General features: G+C 34.9%; 25 protein-coding genes. 9 read left to right on the top strand and 16 right to left on the bottom strand.

Translation table 11 applies throughout. The annotated features are described in order from the left end of the window. Positions 1-2: 2 nt before the first annotated feature. The 11 genes from ED556_RS02625 to ED556_RS02575 all read right to left on the bottom strand — a co-directional run bounded on the left by ED556_RS02625 (position 3) and on the right by ED556_RS02575 (position 11227). Positions 3-518, bottom strand: coding sequence for a hypothetical protein (locus ED556_RS02625; protein WP_296319035.1), 516 nt, complete (start codon positions 516-518; stop codon positions 3-5). Further along, positions 518-1210: a peptide chain release factor H gene (gene prfH, locus ED556_RS02620; RefSeq protein ID WP_296319032.1), complete on the bottom strand. Its 693-nt coding sequence runs from the start codon at positions 1208-1210 to the stop codon at positions 518-520. The genes ED556_RS02625 and prfH overlap by 1 nt, the downstream gene beginning before the upstream one ends. Before the next feature lie 3 nt (positions 1211-1213). Then, on the bottom strand, positions 1214-1768 hold the full coding sequence (locus tag ED556_RS02615; RefSeq protein ID WP_296319030.1) for a hypothetical protein: 555 nt from the start codon (positions 1766-1768) through the stop codon (positions 1214-1216). Between the two features lie 27 nt (positions 1769-1795). Further along, on the bottom strand, positions 1796-3187 hold the full coding sequence (locus ED556_RS02610; RefSeq protein ID WP_296319028.1) for an RtcB family protein: 1392 nt from the start codon (positions 3185-3187) through the stop codon (positions 1796-1798). Beyond that, a complete protein-coding gene (locus tag ED556_RS02605) occupies positions 3172-3861 on the bottom strand; it encodes a hypothetical protein (RefSeq protein WP_296319027.1) in 690 nt (229 codons plus the stop codon). Before ED556_RS02605 ends, ED556_RS02610 begins: the two co-directional genes overlap by 16 nt. Before the next feature lie 759 nt (positions 3862-4620). Further along, on the bottom strand, positions 4621-5532 hold the full coding sequence (locus tag ED556_RS02600) for an ABC transporter ATP-binding protein (RefSeq protein WP_296319025.1): 912 nt from the start codon (positions 5530-5532) through the stop codon (positions 4621-4623). Between the two features lie 79 nt (positions 5533-5611). After that, positions 5612-7765 (bottom strand): prolyl oligopeptidase family serine peptidase, encoded by a 2154-nt coding sequence (locus ED556_RS02595; protein ID WP_296319023.1) that lies wholly within the window; start codon positions 7763-7765, stop codon positions 5612-5614. A 107-nt stretch (positions 7766-7872) separates the two neighbouring features. Further along, the gene (locus ED556_RS02590) at positions 7873-8862 is read right to left on the bottom strand and encodes an aspartate-semialdehyde dehydrogenase (RefSeq protein ID WP_296319022.1); all 990 of its coding nucleotides are present in this window, start codon (positions 8860-8862) and stop codon (positions 7873-7875) included. A gap of 132 nt (positions 8863-8994) precedes the next feature. Next, positions 8995-9396: a large-conductance mechanosensitive channel protein MscL gene (gene mscL / locus ED556_RS02585; protein ID WP_296319020.1), complete on the bottom strand. Its 402-nt coding sequence runs from the start codon at positions 9394-9396 to the stop codon at positions 8995-8997. Between the two features lie 84 nt (positions 9397-9480). After that, complete coding sequence (gene alr / locus ED556_RS02580) at positions 9481-10587, bottom strand: alanine racemase (protein WP_296319018.1); 1107 nt, start codon at positions 10585-10587, stop codon at positions 9481-9483. Next, the gene (locus ED556_RS02575) at positions 10580-11227 is read right to left on the bottom strand and encodes a thymidine kinase (RefSeq protein WP_296319016.1); all 648 of its coding nucleotides are present in this window, start codon (positions 11225-11227) and stop codon (positions 10580-10582) included. Before ED556_RS02575 ends, alr begins: the two co-directional genes overlap by 8 nt. Positions 11228-11432: 205 nt before the next feature. On the opposite strand from ED556_RS02575, the gene ED556_RS02570 reads away from it, so the two are divergent. The 4 genes from ED556_RS02570 (at position 11433) to ED556_RS02555 (ending at position 13920) form a co-directional block, all read left to right on the top strand. After that, on the top strand, positions 11433-12179 hold the full coding sequence (locus ED556_RS02570) for a hypothetical protein (RefSeq protein WP_296319014.1): 747 nt from the start codon (positions 11433-11435) through the stop codon (positions 12177-12179). 3 nt (positions 12180-12182) lie between these two features. Then, positions 12183-12539, top strand: coding sequence for a DoxX family protein (locus ED556_RS02565; RefSeq protein ID WP_296319012.1), 357 nt, complete (start codon positions 12183-12185; stop codon positions 12537-12539). 39 nt (positions 12540-12578) lie between these two features. Then, the gene (gene rsmI, locus ED556_RS02560) at positions 12579-13250 is read left to right on the top strand and encodes a 16S rRNA (cytidine(1402)-2'-O)-methyltransferase (RefSeq protein ID WP_296319010.1); all 672 of its coding nucleotides are present in this window, start codon (positions 12579-12581) and stop codon (positions 13248-13250) included. A gap of 100 nt (positions 13251-13350) precedes the next feature. After that, positions 13351-13920 (top strand): uracil-DNA glycosylase family protein, encoded by a 570-nt coding sequence (locus tag ED556_RS02555; RefSeq protein WP_296319008.1) that lies wholly within the window; start codon positions 13351-13353, stop codon positions 13918-13920. Between the two features lie 66 nt (positions 13921-13986). Here the strand turns inward: ED556_RS02555 and ED556_RS02550 are convergent, their stop codons facing one another. Next, complete coding sequence (locus tag ED556_RS02550) at positions 13987-14589, bottom strand: carboxymuconolactone decarboxylase family protein (RefSeq protein WP_296319006.1); 603 nt, start codon at positions 14587-14589, stop codon at positions 13987-13989. A gap of 134 nt (positions 14590-14723) precedes the next feature. Between ED556_RS02550 and ED556_RS02545 the strand changes: the two genes are divergently transcribed. From ED556_RS02545 to ED556_RS02530, 4 genes are all read left to right on the top strand, one after another. Beyond that, positions 14724-15155 carry an OsmC family protein gene (locus ED556_RS02545; protein ID WP_296319004.1) on the top strand — a complete coding sequence of 144 codons (432 nt, stop codon included), beginning with the start codon at positions 14724-14726 and terminating at the stop codon, positions 15153-15155. Positions 15156-15166: 11 nt separating this feature from the next. After that, positions 15167-16858 (top strand): single-stranded-DNA-specific exonuclease RecJ, encoded by a 1692-nt coding sequence (gene recJ, locus ED556_RS02540; protein ID WP_296319002.1) that lies wholly within the window; start codon positions 15167-15169, stop codon positions 16856-16858. 4 nt (positions 16859-16862) lie between these two features. After that, positions 16863-18125, top strand: a complete 1263-nt coding sequence (locus tag ED556_RS02535; RefSeq protein WP_296319000.1) for an MFS transporter — start codon at positions 16863-16865, stop codon at positions 18123-18125. Positions 18126-18197: 72 nt separating this feature from the next. After that, positions 18198-18860 carry a peptidoglycan-binding domain-containing protein gene (locus ED556_RS02530; protein ID WP_296318998.1) on the top strand — a complete coding sequence of 221 codons (663 nt, stop codon included), beginning with the start codon at positions 18198-18200 and terminating at the stop codon, positions 18858-18860. A 1-nt stretch (position 18861) separates the two neighbouring features. Here the strand turns inward: ED556_RS02530 and ED556_RS02525 are convergent, their stop codons facing one another. From ED556_RS02525 to ED556_RS02510, 4 genes are all read right to left on the bottom strand, one after another. After that, positions 18862-19617, bottom strand: a complete 756-nt coding sequence (locus ED556_RS02525) for a UDP-2,3-diacylglucosamine diphosphatase (RefSeq protein WP_296319806.1) — start codon at positions 19615-19617, stop codon at positions 18862-18864. A 10-nt stretch (positions 19618-19627) separates the two neighbouring features. Then, on the bottom strand, positions 19628-20080 hold the full coding sequence (locus ED556_RS02520) for a 6-carboxytetrahydropterin synthase (protein WP_296318996.1): 453 nt from the start codon (positions 20078-20080) through the stop codon (positions 19628-19630). Between the two features lie 130 nt (positions 20081-20210). Next, positions 20211-21545, bottom strand: a complete 1335-nt coding sequence (locus ED556_RS02515; protein WP_296318994.1) for an MATE family efflux transporter — start codon at positions 21543-21545, stop codon at positions 20211-20213. Next, positions 21542-22042, bottom strand: a complete 501-nt coding sequence (locus ED556_RS02510; RefSeq protein ID WP_296318991.1) for a GNAT family N-acetyltransferase — start codon at positions 22040-22042, stop codon at positions 21542-21544. Before ED556_RS02510 ends, ED556_RS02515 begins: the two co-directional genes overlap by 4 nt. Positions 22043-22079: 37 nt before the next feature. Between ED556_RS02510 and ED556_RS02505 the strand changes: the two genes are divergently transcribed. After that, positions 22080-22877, top strand: coding sequence for a universal stress protein (locus ED556_RS02505; RefSeq protein WP_296318989.1), 798 nt, complete (start codon positions 22080-22082; stop codon positions 22875-22877). Position 22878: the final 1 nt, after the last annotated feature.

Here is a 22878-nt window from a genome sequence, read left to right as displayed (position 1 = left end):
AGTTAATCTGCTTTTTTCGTTTTCTTTTTGGCCGTTTTCTTTTGTGGCATTTTATCTTTAATACGCGATTTAGCTGCGCTAATATCACTCATAAAACTCCCATTATAAGTGTAACGCTTTGCTAACTTTAGTTGCAATAAAGCTTCTTTATAACGTGTTTGTTGTTCATAAAATATAGCTTTTTTGTAATATAAAACCGCTTTATCAGAACCCTTTACGGTTAAAGCAAAATCAATAAACCGTTCTGCTTCTTCATAGTCCTCATTCCACAGCAAAAGATTTATGTAATGTGGATAGATATGAAATGCATTAACATTTTCTGTAAGAGCTTCGGAATAAACAGTCTTAGCCTTTTCATAGTCGTGTAAAGTCTCGGCATAAATACGCCCCATTAAACACAAAGCCATTGTGTTTTTCTCGTCATAAGACAACGCATAGTTTAATGCTTCGATAGCTTCTTCTAACTCATAAGGATATGCGTCTAATGCTTTAAAAATATAATTGTTTACTAATGTCATTATTCTATTTGTTTACGTAAATCAGCTTTTAGCTGATGACGTTTTGATTTGTAATTTTTCTTTTTTTTCTGATTTTTGAAGTCAGAACCCTTAAACACTCTTACGGGATTACCACGTTCTAATTTTAAATGATTTTCCCAATGGCGTTTATAGCAATTTTCCAAACCCTGCAACTGCATTTGTGCAACTTTATCTTGCAAACGTTTTCTTGCAATTTTCTTGTTTTGATACTGCGATCTACTGTCCATTACTAATACTTGACTATTACTTGGTATGTGAATAGCCCGAATAGCTGAACTTACCTTGTTAGCATGTTGACCACCTGGCCCAGAGCTTTTGATTGCCTGATACATAATGTCCTTGTCATCAATTTGATTAGGTTGGTTCATTTCAATTTCATAGATGCCTACAAACCAATTTTTTCTTTTATGGGACACTCTCGATTTTGACTTACCAATCCACTTTATAGTACCTTCCCAAGATTCTAAAAATAGATTAAGACTTTCTCCACCTATTTGAATCGTCACTGACCGGATGGTTCGGTTTTCTGGTCCAGGTTCTTTTTCAAGAATGGCATAAATGAATTCCTTTTCTTTTAAAGCCGTTATAAATAATTTTAGAACCTGAGCCACGACCCAACAGCATTCTGCTGGGCCACGACCTGAGGTTATTTGTATAATTTTAGTTTCCATTGGTTATACTTTTTCTAAAGGATTTTTAGATAGTAACGCATTTCCAACAGGGCTTTCACCTGTAGCAATCAATTGTATTGCTGCTTTTACAGCCCAACATTTATCACTAGAATGAATATTAGAGTAGTAGCTCAATAATGTTTTAGGCTCAACTAATGACCAGTCGTTAACTAATATTGTTTCTACTGTTGACGATTCAAAAAAATCTATGGTAACTCTTATTTGTTTGCCAGAATCTAGCCAATCGATTTTTTCATAGCGTCTAAAATTTTCATTACTTGGTATATGGTCGTAACGTGTCCATACTTTTTTAAAGCCTTCATGTTGTAATATAACCATCACTTTAGCAACATTTTTAGGATGTACAAAAATGTCTATATCCTTATGATCATGGGCGTGTTTATACTCTTTGTGATTTTGACGTGACATAAAATGCCAAGCCCATCCTCCTGAGATAACTACCCAATATTTTAGTTTATTCAATATGGCCAAACCATGCTCTATTCTATAGCTTGGCCATTGTTCTCCGTAGCGTTTAATATTATGATTTGCTCCCATTGCGTTCTTTTTTATTTAACAAAAATTCTACGTATCCATTCTCACAATTTTTGGTGTAAATTTCCCAATGATTTCTACCAATTCTTTTTGGTTTTTCATCACTGTCTCGATGTTTTTATAAGCCATTGGAGCTTCATCTATACCACCGCCAATTAAGGAGACATCGTACTTTTGTAATTCTTTTTTTATAGCACTTTGTGTTAATGTCATTTTGCATTGGCGCCTAGATAATACACGACCTGCTCCGTGAGATGCTGATTGTAAACTTTCAGTATTCCCTAACCCTCTTACGATAAAACCTGGCGCCGTCATTGATCCTGGAATAATGCCTAACTCTCCTTTTTTAGCAGGGGTTGCCCCTTTACGATGCACGATACATTCTTGTCCATTGACTTCTTGCTTCCAAGCAAAATTGTGATGATTGTCGATTTTCGCAATTGGTCTTACGCCAAGGCGTTTAGCAATACGTCTATGGATATCATCATGACAAGCTTTTGCATAATCACCAGCCAAATTCATAGCTAACCAATATTCTTGACCATCGTGCGTATTTAAATCTAACCAAGCTAAATGCTGTACGTGTTTTGGTAACGGACATTGCTTTGTTGCTAAATAGGTATAATGCTTTGCAATGTTTGCTCCCAATCCGCGTGACCCACTATGAGACAATACGCCTAAGTAATCCCCTAATGGCAAATCCCATTCGTTATTGATATCCAAAATGCTAATGATTCCAAATTCCACAAAATGATTTCCACCTCCAGAAGTACCTAATTGTTTGTATGCTTTATCTTTAAAGCGCTTTACAAGTGGAATATTTTTAAACTCATCACGGCTAAAAATTTCATGGTCGTGTTTAGTTTTATGAGTTTCGTACATTCCAAATTTGGTATGCTCAGATAAGATGTTTTCCAATTGATGCTTTTTACCTTTTAGATAAGAAGCATTTACAGGGTAAATGGTTAAACACATTCTACAGCCGATGTCAACACCAACTCCATAAGGGATAACAGCACCTTTTGTTGCTAAAACACCACCAATGGGCAAACCGTAACCTACATGTGCATCTGGCAATAAAGCACCAGCAACAGCTATAGGTAGTTTTAAAGCATCATACAATTGGTATTTGGCCTGATCATCAATTTCATTTTCGCCATAAATTTGAAATGGTGCTCGATGCGTATTTAGCTTTTGCTTAACTACATAAACAGGGTCTAATAAACTCTCGGCAATTTTTCCCCAAACACCATCACCTTTATAGGCTTCAGGATTTTGCAATACTTTTTTTGCTTCAGTTAATATTTTCTCTTTTTTTACTCGTTTTTGATAGCGATTAATCTGACCTAATGTCACATTAATACTGTTGTTTTTTGGAAAGCCTAATTTGATTAGATCTTTTCCGCTTAGTTTCTTTCCCATGATATATGGTCTTTAATGACATCGTTTATAGCATATTTCTTTAGTGCTTTGAGGTGTCTTTCTGTTTTTAATTTTTCTTGCCTGTGTTCATTCTCATTCCAATAGTCTTTATGTGGGTATAATGCTTCATTAACATTGTAATAACCAGATCTTAGAAGTTGCTTTTCTATATTAGCAGACTCACTAACTAAGTTTGGATCTATACGTTTTCTATGCGTTATGTAAGCTCTGGTGAATTTGATTTTATAGGCGTTTTTTGGTATACGTATATAAAATCTTGTTCGCCATTTTTTACTACAGACTCTGTATCTGTAGGGTGTACATAACTTTTGAGCTTTATAACTCAGTCTATTGTATTGTCGTTTGCTCAATGTTGGGAAATCGCGATAGATATAATAATTAGAAACATATTTAAACCATAATTTATCTGCCTCTTCTTTTGTTCTTCCCCAATAATACCTTTCGATTTTATCGAAGACCTCCTGAATAGCATCTTTGTTTTTATAGCGCTCTACATTTCTTGTTATTACAATTTCTTTGTACCAACCGTGACGTATTGGCTTGTCTAATTTTATATAGCCAAGTTCACGATTAAGTAGGCTTATTTCCCAACGCCTTGAAATGAGGCGACGGACTTCTTTTTGTCTTTGTTTCTTTATGTGTGGTGGTTTCACGACTATTTGTTTTTGATTTTTAAATCATTATTCAGTCGATTTCGACACTCACGTTTTTTAATGTTTACCGAAATCTGTTTAGAGGTTTCGGAATTGTTTAGTTCTCATTTTAATTTGTTATAGTTAAATTTCTTCGGATGTTTTGAGCCAAAACGTTTTGAAGTACAGGCATACAAAAAAGTCCGAAACGATTGGGCTTCGGACTCTTTGTATGATGAAAATAGAACTCTATCTATCAGGAAAGACGTCGCGAAGCATGTATGCTAAAGAACCTAGTTCTCTTAACATACTTTTGTTTACATATAGATTAAACATTTTACTTCGTTTTAATACTTGTTTTGTTGCAATAATGCGATGCAAATATAAAATGTATTTTTTGAAATTTCCAAACAGAAATAAGAATTAATTACCTGAAAAACAAATAGTTACACTAATTTTAGACAATAGAAAGCCTGTCCGAATTACTTCAGATTTGTAAGTCCTTGACGGTCTGATATGTAGTTAATCAAGCCACATCATTTAGGCATTGAAAAATTTTTATAAAAAAAGCGTCCAAAATTATTTATTTGGACGCTTTAGTTAGATTTTATCGTTTTATCTACACTACAAATATCTACAACAGCGCAGATTTGCGTCCTTATTATGTGCTATAAATAGATTCATATAGGTGTGTTTTTAATTCTTATAATGCGTACAAATATTGGGATTAATTTTTCAATTTTCAAAATTATTTTTTGAAACCAGAGGTTATTAATGCAATTAAGAGCTAATAGAAAACTGAATTTTAACCCCTGGTTTAATAGCTTGTTTATGTTCGATAAAAATAGAAGCACCTTTAAATTCTACTTCAATTAACCAATGATTTCCATTAAAGTATGAGGTCTTAACTATGGCTTTTAATTCGGAGGATTCAACTATTTTTAATTGATGGGCATAATAAATGTTTCTATCGATAACATTATACTCTCCAAAAAAGGAAGCTATAAGAGGTAATTTAGGGTTATTATAAAGTACTTCAGGTTTATCTTCAGCAATGATTTTTGCCTGGTCTAACACCAACATATTGTCAGCAAAACCAAGGACGTCGTTTTTGTCGTGAGACGCTACAATACAGGTGATATTATTTTCTTTTAGATATTTAAAAACATTACGTCTTAAAGACTGCTTTTTAAAATTATCGATATGACTAAACGGCTCATCTAACAATAAAAGTTCGGGAGCTTTTGCTAAAGCTCTTGCAATGGCAACACGCTGCTTTTGACCACCGCTTAGGTATTGTACTTTGGTTTTGGCAAAAGCTTCAAGTTCTACAACTTTTACTAGTTCATCAATACGGCTTTGACGTTCTTCGAGATAAAAGCGCGACAAGAATTTTCCGATATTTTCTTCAACTGTAATGTAAGGCATTAGGTCAAATTCTTGTGTAACGGATTTCATAAAATCATAGCCAATAACCAAGTTGAATTTAGGACCAAGAATTTGAAGGTCTTTCCAATATATTTCACCTTTATCTAAATCATACTCACCATAAATAAGTTTTAGTAATGTGCTTTTTCCTGAACCGCTTTCGCCAATAATAGCAAGATTTTCGCCTTTTTGAACAACGAAGGAAATGTCGTTTAAAACAATAGTCTTATCGTACGCAAAATCGATATGTTTTACTTGAAGCATACTGCAAAAATACCATTAAAAAACTGTCTGCTTTTTAATAAACAGACAGTTATGAATTTAGGTTTTTATATATTGAGATTTAATCTTTAAAATCTTCATTTGGAAGCGCTTTGAAGCCCATATTGAATAGTGTGAACCCAAAAATGTCTGCATACTGTTCAATGGTTTTACTTACTGGAGTACCGGCACCGTGACCAGCATCGGTTTCAATACGAATCAATGTTGGATTGTCGCCTGTTTGTTTTGCTTGTAATTCGGCAGCAAACTTAAAACTATGCGCAGGCACAACACGGTCATCATGATCACCCGTGGTCACCATAGTGGCTGGGTATTCAACACCTGACTTTACATTATGTACAGGAGAATATCCTTTTAGGTAATCGAACATTTCTTTACTGTCTTCAGCTGTTCCGTAATCGTATGCCCAACCAGCGCCGGCAGTAAAGGTATGGTATCTTAACATATCTAATACACCTACTGCAGGTAAGGCTACTTTCATTAATTCTGGACGTTGCGTCATAGTTGCTCCAACTAATAAACCACCATTAGATCCTCCACGAATAGCAAGGTAATCTGAAGAGGTATAATTACTTGCTATAAGATATTCGGCAGCTGCAATGAAGTCATCGAATACATTTTGTTTTTGCATTTGGGTTCCTGCATCATGCCAAGCTTTACCGTACTCGCCACCACCACGAAGATTTGGTACTGCATAAATACCACCTTGCTCCATCCAAATGGCATTAGTGATACTAAAGCTAGGCGTTAAGCTGATATTGAATCCACCATAACCATAGAGAATTGTTGGGTTTTTACCGTTTAGTTCTAAGCCTTTTTTGTGTGTAATTATCATTGGCACTTTTGTACCATCTTTTGAATTGTAAAATACCTGAGTGCTTTCGTATGCCTCAGGATTAAAATCAATATCTGGCTTACGAAACAGGTCTGATGTCCCATTTTTAATATTAAACTTATAGATGCTTCCTGGAGTTACATAATTAGTAAATGAGTAGTATAATTCTGTATCTTCTTTTTTTGCACCAAACCCACCAGCAGAACCAACACCAGGTAGTTCAACTTCTCTTATAAGTTTACCGTCATAATCGTACTGTAAAACTTTAGAAACCGCATCAACCATATATTCAGCAAAGAAGTTGCCACCACCGGTTGATGGACTTAATACGTTTTCAGTTTCTGGAATAAAATCAACCCAATTTTCAGGACTAGGATTTTCAGCATCAACAGTAACAATTTTCTGATTAGGTGCATTTAAGTTAGTAACGATATATAGCTTAGAACCAACATTCTCTATAATATATGAATCACTATCTGTATGGTCTAAAATGGTTATAAATTCTGAATTAGGCTTAGTTAAATCTTTTATCATCATTTTGTTTCCTGAAGTTGAAACTCTTGGTGTGATGATAAGATATCTATCGTCTTCAGTAACGCCACCATAGATATAGCGATGTTTTTCTTCAGGTGTGCCACCATAGACTAATTTATCGTTAGATTGCTTGGTGCCCAGCTCATGGTAGTAAACCTTATGCTGGTCTGTTTTAGCAGATAGCTCACTGCCTTTTGGTTTGTCATAACTTGAATAATAAAAGCCTTCATTTTTATACCAAGACATGCCACTAAATTTAATATCTACTAAAGTATCTTCAATAATTTCTTTAGACTCGGTATCCATGATTAAGATTTTACGCCAATCACTTCCACCTTCAGAAATAGAATATGCAAGGATTTTTCCATTTTTTGAAAAACTAGTACCGCCTAGAGAGATTGTGCCATCTTCTGTAAATGTATTTGGATCGATGAATACTTCAGCAGTTTCTGGGTCAGCATTAGTTTTATATCTGTAAATCACATACTGATTTTGAAGACCATCGTTTTTATAGAAATATGTATAATCACCTTCGATAAAAGGCGCTCCTACTTTTTCGTAATTCCAAAGTTTAGATAAACGTTCTTTTAATTTTTCACGATAAGGAATATTATCCAAGTATTCACCAGTAACACCATTTTGAGTTTTTACCCAAGCTTCTGTTTCGGCACTTCTATCGTCTTCGAGCCAACGATAAGGGTCTTTAACTTCTTCTCCAAAATAGGTGTCAGAATGTTCAATTTGTGCAGTTTCGGGGTAATTTACTTTTATTATATTTTCTTTTTTTTCGTTTTCACAAGACATAAATAATACGATTGCTAATACTAGGTACGGTATACGTTTCATGGTTTAGGCTATAATTAATTCGCCTAAAATTAAATAAAAAAGCACCTTTAGAGTTAATAAAGGTGCTTTTTTAAGATTTTTTTGACGTTGTTAAAACACTCAAAAAGCTAGACTAAATTATTAGCCACAAGATACTCGGCAATTTGTACTGTATTTGTAGCAGCACCTTTTCTTAAGTTGTCACTTACAATCCACATATTAAGCGAGTTTGGTTGTGATCCGTCGCGACGAATTCGTCCAACAAAAACGTCGTCTTTTCCGTTGGCATACATTGGCATAGGGTAAGAGTTTGTTTCTAAATTATCTTGAAGCACAACACCATCGGTATTGCTTAATAATTCTCTAACTCTGTCCAATTCAAAATCATTTTCGAATTCAATATTTACAGCTTCACTATGACCGCCAGCAGTTGGGATACGAACAGCAGTTGCGGTTACCGCAATGGTTCTATCATCCAGGATTTTTTGTGTCTCACGAACGAGTTTCATTTCTTCCTTTGTATAGCCATTCTCTTCAAAAATGTCACAATGAGGTATTGCATTTTTAGCAATTGGATACGGGTATGCCATTTCGCCATCTCTACCAGCAATCTCATTTTCTAATTGCTCTACAGCTTTAACACCAGTTCCTGAAACGGATTGGTAGGTAGAAACTACGATACGTTTTATTTTATATTCTTTATGTAGTGGTGCTAATGCCATTACCATTTGTATGGTAGAACAGTTTGGATTAGCAATAATTTTATCACTCCTTGTGAGCTGATTTGCGTTAATTTCTGGGACTACTAATTTTTTATTTTGATCCATTCGCCAAGCAGACGAATTATCAATAACTGTAGTACCAGCTTCTGCAAATTTTGGCGCCCATTCTAGAGATGTGCTTCCACCTGCAGAAAACAAAGCGATATCAGGTTTTTGGGATATGGCATCAGGTATACTAATGACTTTAATAACACCATCTTTATATTTAATTTCCTTACCAACTGATCGCTCAGAGGCTACCAATAGTAGCTCGTCGTGTTGAAAATTACGTTCTTCTAAAACTTTAAGCATTACTGTGCCAACAAGTCCAGTAGCGCCAACAATAGCTATCTTCATCTTCTTCTATTAAAAATTTGACTTCAAATGTAGGTATTTATGTCATTGAAGAATTAAAAAAATTACAAAAAAAGAACCGCTTCACACATTGAAGCGGTTTTGTTAAAAATATGTAATGTAGCGGTAGCTATATTATTTTTTTAATGCATCTCTGATTTCGGTTAATAAATCGATTTCAGATGGTCCTGCTGGAGCTTCAGGAGCAGGCTCTTCTTTTTTCTTCATTTTGTTGATGCCCTTGATAAGCATAAACATTACAAAAGCAACAATGATGAAGTCTAATAAATTAGTGATAAAATCACCATAAAGGACTGCTACTTCGCCAACTTTTTCACCAGCATCATTTAGCGCACCCTCTTTAACGATCCACTTAAGATCTTTAAAGTTAGTGTCGAAAATTAAACCGATAAGCGGAGAAACGATACCTCCGGTAAATGCCGTCACAACCTTATTGAAAGCGGCACCCATAACAAATGCAACAGCAATATCTACGAGATTGCCTTTCATTGCAAATTCCTTAAATTCTTTTAACATTGTAAAGGGTTTTTTATAGTTAGTATTACGTTAGTGAGACACTAATTTACTCAAAATAGTCACACTTAAAAATTTGAAACCCATTTATTTACTGACAACTCGACTTACCCTTTGAGAAATAGCCGTTAATATTTCGTAGGAAATAGTATTTGCAGATTCTGCTAAATCTGATGCTTTAAAATTATCATCGAACACTATAACTTCATCACCTTCTTTACAATCTATGTTGGTGATATTTATCATTATCATGTCCATACACACATTACCTATTATTGGTGCTTTTTGGCCATTAACGATGACATAGCCATTTTCGTTTCCGTAGCTTCTAGACACACCATCAGCATGACCAATAGGGATCGTCGCCGTTTTTTCAAATCCTTTGGCCTTGTAAGCTCTATTATAACCAACGGATTCGTCCTTTTCTATTAAATGAATTTGAGAAATGATAGATTTTAAACTTGCCATTGGCTTGAGGTTTTTGTCTTCTTTTGCTGAGTTTCCAAAACCATACAACCCAATACCGCATCGCACCATATCAAAATGGGCTTGAGGATAGTTTATAACACCAGAGGTATTACACATATGTAACCACGGCTTATAACCCATTTTAGATTCAAAGTCATTAGAAATCTTATTGAAATCCTCTATCTGTATTAATGTAAAATCGCGTTCTTTCTCATCCTCACTAGCAGCCAAATGTGAAAACAATGATTTAACTTTTATAGCCGTAGTACTTTCTAATTGGGAACTTATAAAATCAACATCATTATGCCAAAAGCCTAAACGGTTAAGTCCGGTATTAAATTTAATATGAACAGGATAATCGTTTTGTTTTTCTTGCTCAGCAGTCTTTACAAACTCTTTTAGAATTCTTGGACTGTACAAGCTAGGTTCTAAACAGCGTTCAATTATGGTTTTAAAGTTCGCAACTTGAGGGTGAAGTACTAATATGGGTTTTGTAATTCCGGCATCTCTGAGGTTTACACCTTCTTTAGTGTAAGCTACGGCAAAATAATCTACCTCAAGAGATTGGAGGTGTGTGGCGATTATTTCAGAATCACTACCATAAGCAAAAGCCTTGACAACAGCCAAAAATTTGGTTTCAGGCTTTAATTTAGATTTTAAATAGTTATAGTTATGCGTAAGCGCATTTAGATCAAGTTCTAAGATGGTTTCTTGCGCTTTAGGCATCAGAATTCTTTTGTTTTGTAGATACTTCTTCAGCATCTTTAACCTTCATCTGTCGTAATTTTTCGCGAAGCATACACTTATAAAACGCAGCTCGGCTCAGAGGCTCGTATTCATCGACTTCACCAAGTAATACAAGGTCGTCACTTTTAGCTTTTCTGTAGCTGTATTGTGCTAGATTTCCTGTTTTTGTGCACACCGCATGTACTTTAGTAACATATTCTGCAGTTGCCATTAAATAAGGCATTGGACCAAATGGGTTGCCTTTAAAATCCATATCTAGACCGGCAACAATAACACGAACACCTTTGTTCGCTAAGTCATTACAAACACTTACAATTTCGTCATCAAAAAACTGAGCTTCATCTATACCGACCACATCACAACCATCTGCTAATATAGGTATGTTGGCCGCTGCAGGTACTGGCGTAGATCTAATTTCGTTAGCATCATGCGATACAACTTTATCTTCATCGTAACGCACATCTACGGCCGGTTTAAAAATTTCAACTTTTTGTCTGGCAAATTGAGCGCGTTTTAATCTGCGAATAAGTTCCTCAGTTTTCCCAGAGAACATCGACCCACAAATCACCTCAATCCACCCAAATTGTTCTTTATGATTTACTGTATTTTCAAGAAACATTTCGTAATTTTAGCACTAAAACGTAGTCATAATTCGTTTGTATAAAGGTCAATCAAAAAAATTAAAAATCAAAAGTAAAATTGATGAAATGAACATAAAGAAATTATCTCAACAAATTGAAGTGTTGTGATATAGTTTTTTATATCAATTCCTGAATATGAAGAAATTTTTAGTTTCTTCTTTTACTACTAAAAATTTAGAATAGATGAAAAAGAAATTAGAATCAGAATTAATTAGTATAGCTCATAGGATTCTAAAGTTAACCGGTAAAGAAGACGTTAATCGTATGCACGAAGAAGTTGCGGCGTTATACGAAAAGTTAACGGTTTTAAAATTTGCTCAAGAAAACTTTGAAGAGAATTTACCAACTATTGGTAACGATTCGTCGTTTTTTGAAATGCTAGACACTGCTTTCAACAATAAGATTAGTGACAACATAGAGGTGGAAAATAAAGTTTATGTTAACCTTGACGAGCGTGAAGATGATGGCATTATCGAGCCAGTGATGAATAAGATTAAAGACATGGTTGCTTTTATGCCTGAGGAGACTGAGGCTGAAGAAACAAAAGAAGTTAAAGCAGCATCGAACGGGCAAGCTAAAACGATAGAATTTGAAACCATAACTCAAGATTTTAAAGATTTACCAGAATTTGAACCTATAGAAGAAGCGCAAAAAAGAGAAGCTGAGCAAAAGGTGAAATCTTTAAATGATAAACTAAAATCTGGAGGATTACAAATAGGGCTTAATGATAAAATAGCATTTGTTAAGCACCTGTTTGATGGAAAGACCGAAGATTATGAGCGCGTAATCTCTCAAGTAAATACCGCTACAAGTTTGCAAGAAGCGCAAGATTTTATTCATCAATTAGTAAAACCAGATTATAACAATTGGGACGGCAAAGAAGAATACGAAGAGCGTTTTCTTGAAATTGTTGAAGGGAAATTCAATTAATACATGCGTGTAAAACAAGTTATTTATTGGATTACAACCCTAGTCTTGTGTGGAATAATGCTGTTTTCTGCTTCGATGTATTTTACAAAAACAGAAATGGTAAAAGGCTTTTTTGAAAGTTTTAATTACCCTACTTATATCGTCATTCCGTTAGCTGTTTTAAAAGTATTAGGTATAGTCATGATTTTATGGAGACAGAGCAAATGGTTAACAGAATGGGCTTATGCAGGTTTCTTTTTTGACTTGGTTTTAGCAACAGCAGCACATTATCATGCGGGTCATGACCTTATTGGGTTTTCGCTTTATGGCTTAATTGTGATACTTCCATCGTACTTTTTAGGAAAGCATATTAGAGATTAGATACGAATTAAAAGATTACCGCTTTCGCGGAAAGTAAGCATGAGTAAACTCTACCTTGTACCAACACCAATCGGGAATCTAAAAGATATCACCTTCAGGGCTATCGAGGTTTTAAATGAGGTTGATTTAATCTTAGCCGAAGACACACGTACATCAGGCAAACTTCTTAAGCATTTCGAAATTTCAACACAAATGCAAAGTCATCACATGCACAATGAGCATAAAACAGTTGATGGTTTAGTTGAAAAACTAAAGTCAGGAGTGTCTATAGCAGTTATTAGCGATGCCGGAACACCTGCAATATCAGATCCTGGATTTTTGTTGGTTAGAGCTTGTGTTGAGCATCATATTGATGTAGAGTGCTTGCCAGGTGCAACAGCATTTGTTCCAGCACTTGTAAATAGTGGCTTACCAAACGATAAATTTGTTTTCGAAGGCTTTTTACCCGTAAAGAAAGGGCGCCAAACCCGCTTAAAGTTATTGGCTGAAGAAACACGTACGATGATGTTTTACGAAAGCCCACATAAGCTTATAAAAACACTTACCAATTTTTGTGAATATTTTGGCGAAGACCGAAAAGTATCAGTGTCTAGAGAGCTTACAAAGCTATATGAAGAAACGATTCGAGGTACAGCTAAGGAGGTTTTAGAACATTACACCAATAAGCCGCCAAAAGGCGAGATTGTTATAGTGGTTGGTGGTAAAAATTGACACGAATTTCTCGAATTAACACGAAGCGATTAGTGAGAACTAATGTAATTTGTGTCTAACCAAGTTCAATTTATCTAGGGTTATGTCTGTAAAAGTTTAAGTGAAAGAGTTACTCCACAATATCAGCCAATGTACTATTTGTAAAGACCATTTGCCTTTAGGTCCAAGGCCAGTTGTTACTGGGCATATAAAATCTAAAATTATAATTATAGGTCAAGCGCCAGGTACTAAAGTACATGCTTCAGGAATACCTTGGGATGACCAAAGTGGCAAAAAACTTAAAGAATGGCTAGGTGTTACTAACGCGCAATTTTACAATACCGAGAATTTTGCTATTGTACCAATGGGTTTTTGTTACCCGGGCAAAGCCAAAACAGGCGATTTACCACCACGACCAGAATGCGCACCTCAATGGCACGATTTACTGCTTAAAGAAATGCCTAATGTTGCCCTTATTATTTTAATTGGCACTTATGCACAGAAGCACTATTTAAAAGACAAAGCTAAAAGAACATTAACTGAAACTGTTGGCGAATATAAAAGCTATTTGCCCATGTATTTTCCTATTCCACATCCGTCACCTACAAATCGATTTTGGCGTGCAAAAAACCCCTGGTTTGAAGAATTGGTAGTACCTGAGTTGAAAGAAAGAATAAAAGAAATCATATAAAAACCTCACCATTTCTGATGAGGTTTATCTTATAATTTAGATTCCTGTTTTCACAGGAATGACAATTTAATACTTACTTCCATCATGCTTTCCGCTTTCCCAACCGTGTTTACCAAGGTATTGGTCAGCACTTTCAACAGCACCGGTTTCAATATCAGTTCCCATACTATCGTTCCATCGATTGAGGTAACCAAATAAAGAAATTACACCAAGCATCTCAACAATCTCGCCTTCATCCCAATGCTCGTACAGGCGTTTTTTAATATCAGCATCTACAGCATTTGGCACTAAGGATGCAGCTAAACTAAAGTCTAAAGCAGCGCGTTCAGCATCAGAAAATGCGGGATGTGTTTTGTATTCCCAAATGTTATCTAGTTGTTCTTGTTCTGCACCATAACGCTCAGCAGCTCTAATAGCATGAGCCTGGCAATAACGACAACCAGTAGCATTACTACTTACCCAAGCAATCATACGTTTTAATGCAGAAGTTACGCGACCTTCATTAGCCATAACGGCTTTATTTAAGTTGATAAATGCTTTACTAATTGCAGGTCTGCGTTGCATTGTAAGTACAGAATTTGGACAAAACCCAAGAGTCTCGTTAAAGAATTCTGCTAGTTTTTTGGTTTCTAAATCATGTTCCGGAGATAACGGAGTTACTAATGCCATAGTCTAAAAATACTTAAAATTTCAAGTGTCTAAATTAATTAAAGTCCTTCGGCATTACAAACTAAACTTTAATACGTTTTTATCCATTTTTACTTAGTAACTTTAGGCACTCATAACGTATTAACTTTAAAGAAATGGCAGATAAAATCACTACGCACTGGAAAGGCGGTTTAACCTTTGAATCAGATAACCCAAGTGGAAAAACCGTTGTCATGGACACTAATATTGAAGGGCAAGATGAACGTTTTGGTCTTTCGCCAAAGGCTATGATGCTATCTTCTTTAGCAGGTTGCTCCGCTTTAGATGTTATTTCAATTTTGGATAAAATGAATGAGGAAATTGATGATTTTAAAATCGAAGTTTCGGGTGAGTTGACGGATGAGCATCCAAGATACTACCATTCAGTTGTTGTAGAATATCATTTTTATGGTTCGGATTTAAATAAAAAGAAGTGCGAACGTGCTGTAAATCTATCAGTAGAAAAGTACTGCGGTGTTATGGAAATGTTTAGACAATTTGCTAAGATAGAAACAAGCATATTTTATCATATTGCCACAAAGAGATAGTAAATAAATATATGCGTTGGACGCTTAAACCAAAACCAGAGACTTCAAAAATTGAGGCCTTAAAAGAAGCACTTCAAGTTGACGATATTGTTGCTATTTTATTATTGCAACGTGGCATTGAAACTTATGATGCCGCAAAAACATTTTTCAGACCTAGTTTAGACCATTTGCACGATCCATTCTTAATGAAAGATATGGATAAGGCTGTAACACGAATTGAAACTGCTATTTCAAAAGGCGAAAACATTTTGGTTTATGGCGATTATGATGTTGATGGCACAACATCAGTGGCGTTAATGTCATCGTATTTAAAAACAAGAATTGATTCTGTAGCGACTTACATTCCAGACCGATATGATGAAGGTTATGGGATTTCTTATAAAGGCATTGACTTTGCTCACGATAATGACTTCTCATTAATTATTGCTTTAGATTGTGGTGTTAAAGCGGTCGATAAAATTGCTTATGCAACAGAAAAAGGCATTGATTTTATAGTCTGCGACCACCATAGACCAGGAGAGGAACTTCCTGATGCAATAGCTATTTTAGACCCTAAACGCGAAGACTGTGAATATCCTTATAAAGAGCTTTGTGGATGTGGTGTTGGGTTTAAATTAATTTCGGCTTTAGCATCAAAAGAAGAACAAAGTGTTGAGGAATTAGTTGAGTATCTCGATTTGGTTGCTACGGCTATAGGTGCAGATATCGTTCCCATGACAGGCGAAAATAGAGTACTGGCTTACTTTGGTTTGCAAGTTATCAACGCTAATCCTAGACCAGGAATGAAAGCAATCATTACTGAGGTAAAAAAAGATGAGCTAAGCATTACAGATGTAGTATTTATTCTTGCGCCAAGAATTAATGCTGCTGGTAGAATGAAACATGGTAATCATGCCGTGACCCTTTTAACTGAAACCGATTTTAATCTCGCTGCCGAATATGCTATTGATATTAATCAGTACAACACAGATAGAAGAGAAGCCGATAAGCGCATTACAGAGGAGGCTTTACTACAAATTGAAGAAAAAAACGAGCAAGATAGATTTACAACCGTAGTTTATGATGAAGAATGGCACAAAGGTGTTATTGGCATTGTAGCGTCGCGACTTACAGAAACCTATTATAGGCCAACTTTAGTATTTACTAAAAGTGGAGACAAGTTAGCAGCTTCTGCACGCTCTGTAAAAGGATTTGATGTGTATAATGCTCTCGAAGCTTGTAGTGAATATATCGAACAATTTGGTGGGCACAAGTATGCGGCTGGATTAACATTATTACCTGAAAACTATAAGGCTTTTAAGGCAAAATTTGAAGAGGTTGTTAAGGATACAATTGAATCTAAATTATTGACCCCAGAAATTAGCGTAGATTTAGAAATTAACCTTAATAGAATTGACAATAGGTTATATCGAATCATTCGTCAATTTGCACCTTTTGGACCTGGTAATATGACACCAGTATTTATGACCCAAAACGTAAAAGACACTGGTTGGGGGAAATGTGTTGGTGAAGATGATAAGCATTTACGATTTACTGCTACACAAACAGGCACAGAAAATATTGTGTCTATAGCCTTTGGTTTGGGAAAAAAAATAGACCTTGTTAAAAACCAAAAACCGTTTGATATAGCTTATACTATTGACGAAAACCATTGGAATGGTAATGTGAGTTTACAATTAAAATTAAAAGATTTAAAAGCTTAGTATTTTGCAGAAAAACGACCCATATGCAGCGCTTAGATTCAAAGAGTTTAAGATTTTTTTGTTGGCACGCTTTGCTTTAGTATTTGGTTGGTCTATGCAATTTGTAGTTATTGAATGGCAAGTGTATGCTATGACTAATGACGAATTAAGTCTTGGTATTATAGGTCTTTGCGAGTTTATTCCTGCGTTTTTCCTAGCGCCTTTTGCTGGGCATATTGCAGATCGAAAAGAAAAGCGAAACCTCTTTTTAACCTGTATCTCACTATTTTCTCTAATAAGTTTCGGGTTGTTTTGGTTGACTTCAAACAGTGTTGAGTCTTCATGGGAGACTAATACTATTTTATTTGGTATTTATGGATTAGTCTTTTTTGGTGGTGTATTAAGAGCATTTTTCGGCCCAACTATATTTTCGCTTATCGCGCTTTTAGTTCCAAAAAGCGCTTATCCTAATGCCGCAACATGGAGTAGCAGTACATGGAAAGGTGCAGCCGTTTTTGGTGCATTGTGTGGTGGGTTTTTAATTGCATGGATAGGTGTTAATTATACACTTGGAATTATCTTTTTGTTAGTTGTCATTGCATTATTGCTTGTTTTTAGAATTGGCATAAAACCTATTTTAAACAAAAAAACCAATGAGTCTGTAAAAGAGAGTTTAAAAGTTGGATTAAGATTTGTGTTTAACGATAAAGTGGTTTTAGGTGCTTTAACTCTAGATATGATTGCTGTTTTGTTTGGTGGTGCTGTAGCCATATTTGCTGTATTTGCAAAAGATATTTTAGATGCAGGACCTAAAGGATTTGGTATATTAAATGCGGCATTATCTTCGGGTAGTATTATTACCATGCTAGCTACGACCTATATTCCTATTACAAAAAGCACAGGTAAGAAGCTATTGGTTTCGGTATTTGGCTTTGGTATTTGTATGATAATTTTTGGGGCTTCAAAATTAATGTGGCTTAGCGTTTTAGCCTTATTTTTTTCTGGTGTTTTCGACGGAATCTCTATGGTAGTGCGACAAACCATTTTACAATTAAAAACACCTGATGAAATGCGAGGTAGAGTTGGTGCTGTTAATTCTATGTTTGTGGGTTCTTCAAATGAACTAGGTGCTCTTGAAAGCGGAATAGCTGCACGAATTTTTGGTGCACCATTAGCTGTAATGCTTGGAGGCACTGTAACACTTATTACTGTTATTGTAATGAGTATTAAAAACAAACAACTTAGAAGGTTAGACTTACAAGATGACATTGAGAACCACCAGTCATAGAAATTCTGAAATACTTTCTACTTTATTTATTGAGGAAACTTTATATTTATTCCACTAAAATCTTCCCTCAATATGAAAAAGCTATTGATTTTTATTCTTGTAGTAATCCTCCTTTTGTTCGCATACAACAAATACGATGATTATAAACGTTATCATCCTGAAAGTACTAATTATAATATAAGTGAAGCGATTGACATCAATTATCACAATCAAGAACTGCTTTTCAAGTATTACGAAGCTGTAGAAAGCTTAAATAGTTACAGAACAATGCAATGGTCAGCAAATAGCATCGATGCAGTACACCCAGAAGATGAAGATGAACAAACTAAAGTCGTAGTTAATGAATATGCAAAGAAGTTGGCTAAAGTTAAATTTTATGAAGCCAAGCTAAAAGCCTCAAAAGACTTTAAAGATAAGGGCTTGAACAATGAAGACATAAAGCACTTAGAACATACAAACACTACAATTGAAGCTTACAAAAAGGAAAAACAGCACAACACTTTTAAGACCAAGATGTTAGACAACTTCCCTAGTCTTACTATAAGAATAGGTCAAAAAAGCGCTTATATCTATGAGGTTCAAAAGCTACTAAAAGCTCAGGGATATGAGATGCCCATTGATGGTGTTTTTAGAAATATAACTTCAGACGCGCTTAAAGATTTTGAAGCTAAAAACAATCTGTTTCCTGATGGGTTATTAGATAGAATGGACTTAGAGGCTTTATTGGATAAGTAGACTATTTATAAGTTTCTAAACTCATAGTTTCGCCGTCAAATACTCCATAGGTAAAGTACTGAATCCAGTCACCAAGATTAGTATATTTTGAAGTTTCACTTAGATCAATTTCTAAAGGCAGGTGGCGATGACCAAACACAAAATGGTCTCTGTGTTTTTCTTCTAATTTTTTCTTGCTGTATTGCACTAACCACTCATTCTCTTCTCCTAGAAACTTGGCATCATCATCTCCAGAAATGAGTTTGTTTTTGACCGAAAAGTATTGCGCTATTCGCATACCTATATCTGGATGACCCCAACGAAACAACCAATTAAAAAATGGACTTTTAAACACCTTTTTCATGCGCTTATAACCCTTATCTCCAGGACCTAATCCATCACCGTGGCCGATAAAGAAAGTAGTGGTATTAAAAGTAAATTCTTGGGGTTTATGAAACACAGGAATATTGAGTTCTTCTTCAAAATAACCATTCATCCATAAATCATGATTACCAACAAAGTAATATATAGGAATCCCAGAATCGCTAATTTCGGCAAGCTTACCTAAAACTCTTGTAAAACCTTTTGGGATTACCGTTTTATATTCGAACCAAAAATCGAATAAATCACCAAGCAGAAAGATGGCTGCCGCATCTTGTTTAACCTCATCTAGCCAAGCCACAAATTTCTTTTCACGCGGACGTGAAGCTTCTAATGTTGGAGCACCAAGGTGATTGTCTGAAGCAAAATAAACGCTTTTACCGTTTAGAATTTCTATGTGATGAGGGTTATCCATTATCTGAAGCATACCATTCAGCATAACTGGTAGCTGTTTCTTGTAGCTTTAAACTATGAAGTTTTATGTTTTCTGGTAAGCGTTTTTTAATCTTTTTAGCAAAGTCAATAACCATCATTTCAGTAGTTGGTTGATAGTCAACTAATAATATATGATGCTCTCTATCCATTAGTTCTTTTGCTAACTCTAGATGAGGTGTGTTTTTATTAAATATCATAGAGTGGTCAAAAACATCTACGATCTCTTCATTTACAATTCTTTTGAGGTCACCAAAGTCTATTACCATACCATGCTTTACATTCGATGTGTCTAATATAGGTTCACCAATTACCGTGACAAATAAGTGGTAGCTATGCCCATGAAGGTTTTTACACTTACCATCATAACCATAAAGCGCATGACCGGCTTCAAAAGAAAACTGTTTTGTAATACGAATGTTGCTCATTAACGTTTTTTGTTTCGGTTGTAAAAATAAATTACAATAAGCACTAATCCTAAAATTAGAAATAATCCGTTTCCACCTAAAAAGTTAAGAATATCCATAAATGCTCTTTAATATTGATTATCAATCAAATTTAAGTGTTTTGTACTGGTAACGTAACAATTTTTCTGAATTTTATAATTAATGGAATGCCACGTGCAATAATCCAAAAGGTAAAGGCTATAAAAATACCATAGAGCTTAAGATTGTTATAATCACACAGGTATAAAATTGGGATGAAGACTAATAGGGTTGAAAACAATAATACATTTCTTAAATATTTCATTCTACCCATACCTTTAAAAACGCCATCAAAAATAAAGGCTAAAGCACATAAGGGTTGCATGGCTAGTACTATCCAAAAGACTTTGTAAAATTCTTTAAGCACTAACTCATCATTAGTAAAAAGGCGTCCAATAGGGTCGTAAAGTAAAGCCCCAGTTAACGCTAATATCATTCCTATAACAATACCATATTTAATAAGCTTAGAGCTAAGGTCTAGTAGAGTCTTATAATCTTTTGCACCTAAAAGTTTTCCAGATAAAATATTTCCGGCGCTTGCATAACCATCAATAAGGAATGCTCCTAAAAACCATAAGTTAATCCCAATTGTGTATGCTGCAATGTATGTTGCGCCATATTTTGTAGCGAAGCTTGTTCCAAAATATAAGGCTACATTCAAAGCAATGGTTCGCACAAATAAATTCAAAATCATGAGAATAAATCGCTCAATTTCAGGATTGAAAGGCAGCTTTAAACGTAACGAGATATCTGTTTTCTTAAGCAAATAATAAGCAGATAAGCCACCCATAACTAGCTGGGCCGCAACACTTGCATAAGCCGCACCACTAATATGCATTGCAGGGACTATACCTTCAATTCCATACACCAAGACCACATCTAGAATGATATTGATCACGGCTCCTGAAATTGCAATTAACATTGGATAATAGGTGTTTTGTAACCCTCTAAAGGTCCCAAAAACCGCAATTGTAAATAGAGTAAAAGGAAATCCAAACACTCTTATTTTATAGTAATCAACACTGTAATCTAATATTAAATCCGAAGCATTATAAAGTTTAAATATTTGGTTTGCAAATGGGTATGTAAACAGTATGATGAGAATACTTAAACTTGTTATTAAAAAAATAGCTTGAGCAGGGAGATTTTTTACTGCTTCTAATTTGTCGGCTCCTAAATATTGTGATACAATAGATGAAATTGCACTACGTGTTTGCCCTAAAACCCAAATAAGCATAGACAAAAATGTCGTTACAATACCAACAGCTGCAAGAGACTCGGTGGCATTAAGATCCATATTGCCAATGATCGCTGCATCAGTTAAAGATAATATAGGTTCAGAAACACCAGAGATTAGTGCCGGTATTGCTAATTTATTTATTTGTTTAAGGGTTATTTTTGAACTCAAAGTACCAATTCGTAACAGTGAAAAGGATATTCACTTTGTTTTGGAAAGAAAATATCGCCTAACTTTTTATAGCCACGAAGTTCGTAAAACTTTTGGTTTCTTTTGTTCTGCGAAAAGGTATCTAATCTAATCGAGGTATAGTTATTATCTATGGCATATTGTTCAGCAAAATTCATGAATTGCCGCGCATAACCCTGCCCTTGCAATTCTGGGTGAATTGCTAAACGATGTATGTAAATGTTGTTTTCGTTATCTGTAAGCCATGTTATAGGAATATATTCATCATCCATGTACGTAGAAATAACAATCGTGCCTTTGACTATATTATTTAATTCTAGTACATAAAGTTCATCTCGTTTAATGTCATTTTCAAAAGCCGCTCGAGAAGGATAATAGTCATTCCATTGAAAAATACCATTAGCAATCATGGCTTTAGCGCAAGCTTTTGTCATATTTAATATTGCATCTACATCTTCTTTTATAGCTTTCCGAATCATTTAGAATGTGTACTTTTGTGGTTTAAATAAGACTATCATGAAAAATATTTTAGTTCCTGTTGGGTCATCAAAAAATGCAAAATCTCACTTACAATTTGCTGTAGATTTTGCTAAAGCATTTGGCGCTAAGTTATATGTGGTTCAAATATATAACGTTTATACCAAAGCAGGAACCATGATTAAAGTAGATCATATTATAGAACGAGAGTCCAAAACCTTTTTAGAATCTCACGTATCGTCTATTGACACGAAAGATGTAGAAGTTATTACAAGAACTTTTAAAGGAAAACTAGTTGACACCATCGAAAAAGTCGCGGAAGATTTAAATATTGATTTAGTAATCCTTGAGCCAAGAACCAACTCTATAAAAGATGAGGTTTATTTGGGTAAAACATCTGGAAAGATTGTAAAGCGAACACAAATACCAGCATTAATTGTACCTGAGGGCTACCACTATAAACCAATTGTTAAGATTTTGATGGCTACAAAATCTGCAGTGATAAATAAAGAAGGTGCTTTAAAGCCTTTGACAGCTATTAAGGACCAATTTAAAGCTATTGTAAACCTGTTATTAGTAAAGACAACATCCTATGAAGAAGGCGACTTTGCGGTTAATGATGAACTAGACACCATAATAACTAACATCACTGAAGCCGAAAGCCCAACTACGTTTCAGGCCGTTTTACAGCATCATCAATCTAATTACCCAGATATGCTTTGTGTTGTAAGACGACAAAGAGGGTTTTTCTCTAAACTTTGGGAAGATGATGTAATTTTAAAAAGAGACTTCCATAGTACTGAAACACCAGTACTGGTATTAAGCGGATTAAAATAAT

The sequence above is a fragment of the Winogradskyella sp. genome, assembly GCF_003712105.1.
GTDB lineage: Bacteria > Bacteroidota > Bacteroidia > Flavobacteriales > Flavobacteriaceae > Winogradskyella.
The sequence above is the reverse complement of the archived record's forward strand: the minus strand, read 5'-3'. Positions and strand labels throughout refer to the sequence as shown.

What these genes read in the sequence shown, in the direction of transcription:
- ED556_RS02625 (WP_296319035.1), bottom strand. Translation starts at nt 518, where the DNA reads ATGACATTAGTAAACAATTATATTTTTAAAGCATTAGACGCATATCCT.
- prfH (WP_296319032.1), bottom strand. Translation starts at nt 1,210, where the DNA reads ATGGAAACTAAAATTATACAAATAACCTCAGGTCGTGGCCCAGCAGAA.
- ED556_RS02615 (WP_296319030.1), bottom strand. Translation starts at nt 1,768, where the DNA reads ATGGGAGCAAATCATAATATTAAACGCTACGGAGAACAATGGCCAAGC.
- ED556_RS02610 (WP_296319028.1), bottom strand. Translation starts at nt 3,187, where the DNA reads ATGGGAAAGAAACTAAGCGGAAAAGATCTAATCAAATTAGGCTTTCCA.
- ED556_RS02600 (WP_296319025.1), bottom strand. Translation starts at nt 5,532, where the DNA reads ATGCTTCAAGTAAAACATATCGATTTTGCGTACGATAAGACTATTGTT.
- ED556_RS02595 (WP_296319023.1), bottom strand. Translation starts at nt 7,765, where the DNA reads ATGAAACGTATACCGTACCTAGTATTAGCAATCGTATTATTTATGTCT.
- ED556_RS02590 (WP_296319022.1), bottom strand. Translation starts at nt 8,862, where the DNA reads ATGAAGATAGCTATTGTTGGCGCTACTGGACTTGTTGGCACAGTAATG.
- mscL (WP_296319020.1), bottom strand. Translation starts at nt 9,396, where the DNA reads ATGTTAAAAGAATTTAAGGAATTTGCAATGAAAGGCAATCTCGTAGAT.
- alr (WP_296319018.1), bottom strand. Translation starts at nt 10,587, where the DNA reads ATGCCTAAAGCGCAAGAAACCATCTTAGAACTTGATCTAAATGCGCTT.
- ED556_RS02575 (WP_296319016.1), bottom strand. Translation starts at nt 11,227, where the DNA reads ATGTTTCTTGAAAATACAGTAAATCATAAAGAACAATTTGGGTGGATT.
- ED556_RS02570 (WP_296319014.1), top strand. Translation starts at nt 11,433, where the DNA reads ATGAAAAAGAAATTAGAATCAGAATTAATTAGTATAGCTCATAGGATT.
- ED556_RS02565 (WP_296319012.1), top strand. Translation starts at nt 12,183, where the DNA reads ATGCGTGTAAAACAAGTTATTTATTGGATTACAACCCTAGTCTTGTGT.
- rsmI (WP_296319010.1), top strand. Translation starts at nt 12,579, where the DNA reads ATGAGTAAACTCTACCTTGTACCAACACCAATCGGGAATCTAAAAGAT.
- ED556_RS02550 (WP_296319006.1), bottom strand. Translation starts at nt 14,589, where the DNA reads ATGGCATTAGTAACTCCGTTATCTCCGGAACATGATTTAGAAACCAAA.
- ED556_RS02545 (WP_296319004.1), top strand. Translation starts at nt 14,724, where the DNA reads ATGGCAGATAAAATCACTACGCACTGGAAAGGCGGTTTAACCTTTGAA.
- recJ (WP_296319002.1), top strand. Translation starts at nt 15,167, where the DNA reads ATGCGTTGGACGCTTAAACCAAAACCAGAGACTTCAAAAATTGAGGCC.
- ED556_RS02530 (WP_296318998.1), top strand. Translation starts at nt 18,198, where the DNA reads ATGAAAAAGCTATTGATTTTTATTCTTGTAGTAATCCTCCTTTTGTTC.
- ED556_RS02520 (WP_296318996.1), bottom strand. Translation starts at nt 20,080, where the DNA reads ATGAGCAACATTCGTATTACAAAACAGTTTTCTTTTGAAGCCGGTCAT.
- ED556_RS02510 (WP_296318991.1), bottom strand. Translation starts at nt 22,042, where the DNA reads ATGATTCGGAAAGCTATAAAAGAAGATGTAGATGCAATATTAAATATG.
- ED556_RS02505 (WP_296318989.1), top strand. Translation starts at nt 22,080, where the DNA reads ATGAAAAATATTTTAGTTCCTGTTGGGTCATCAAAAAATGCAAAATCT.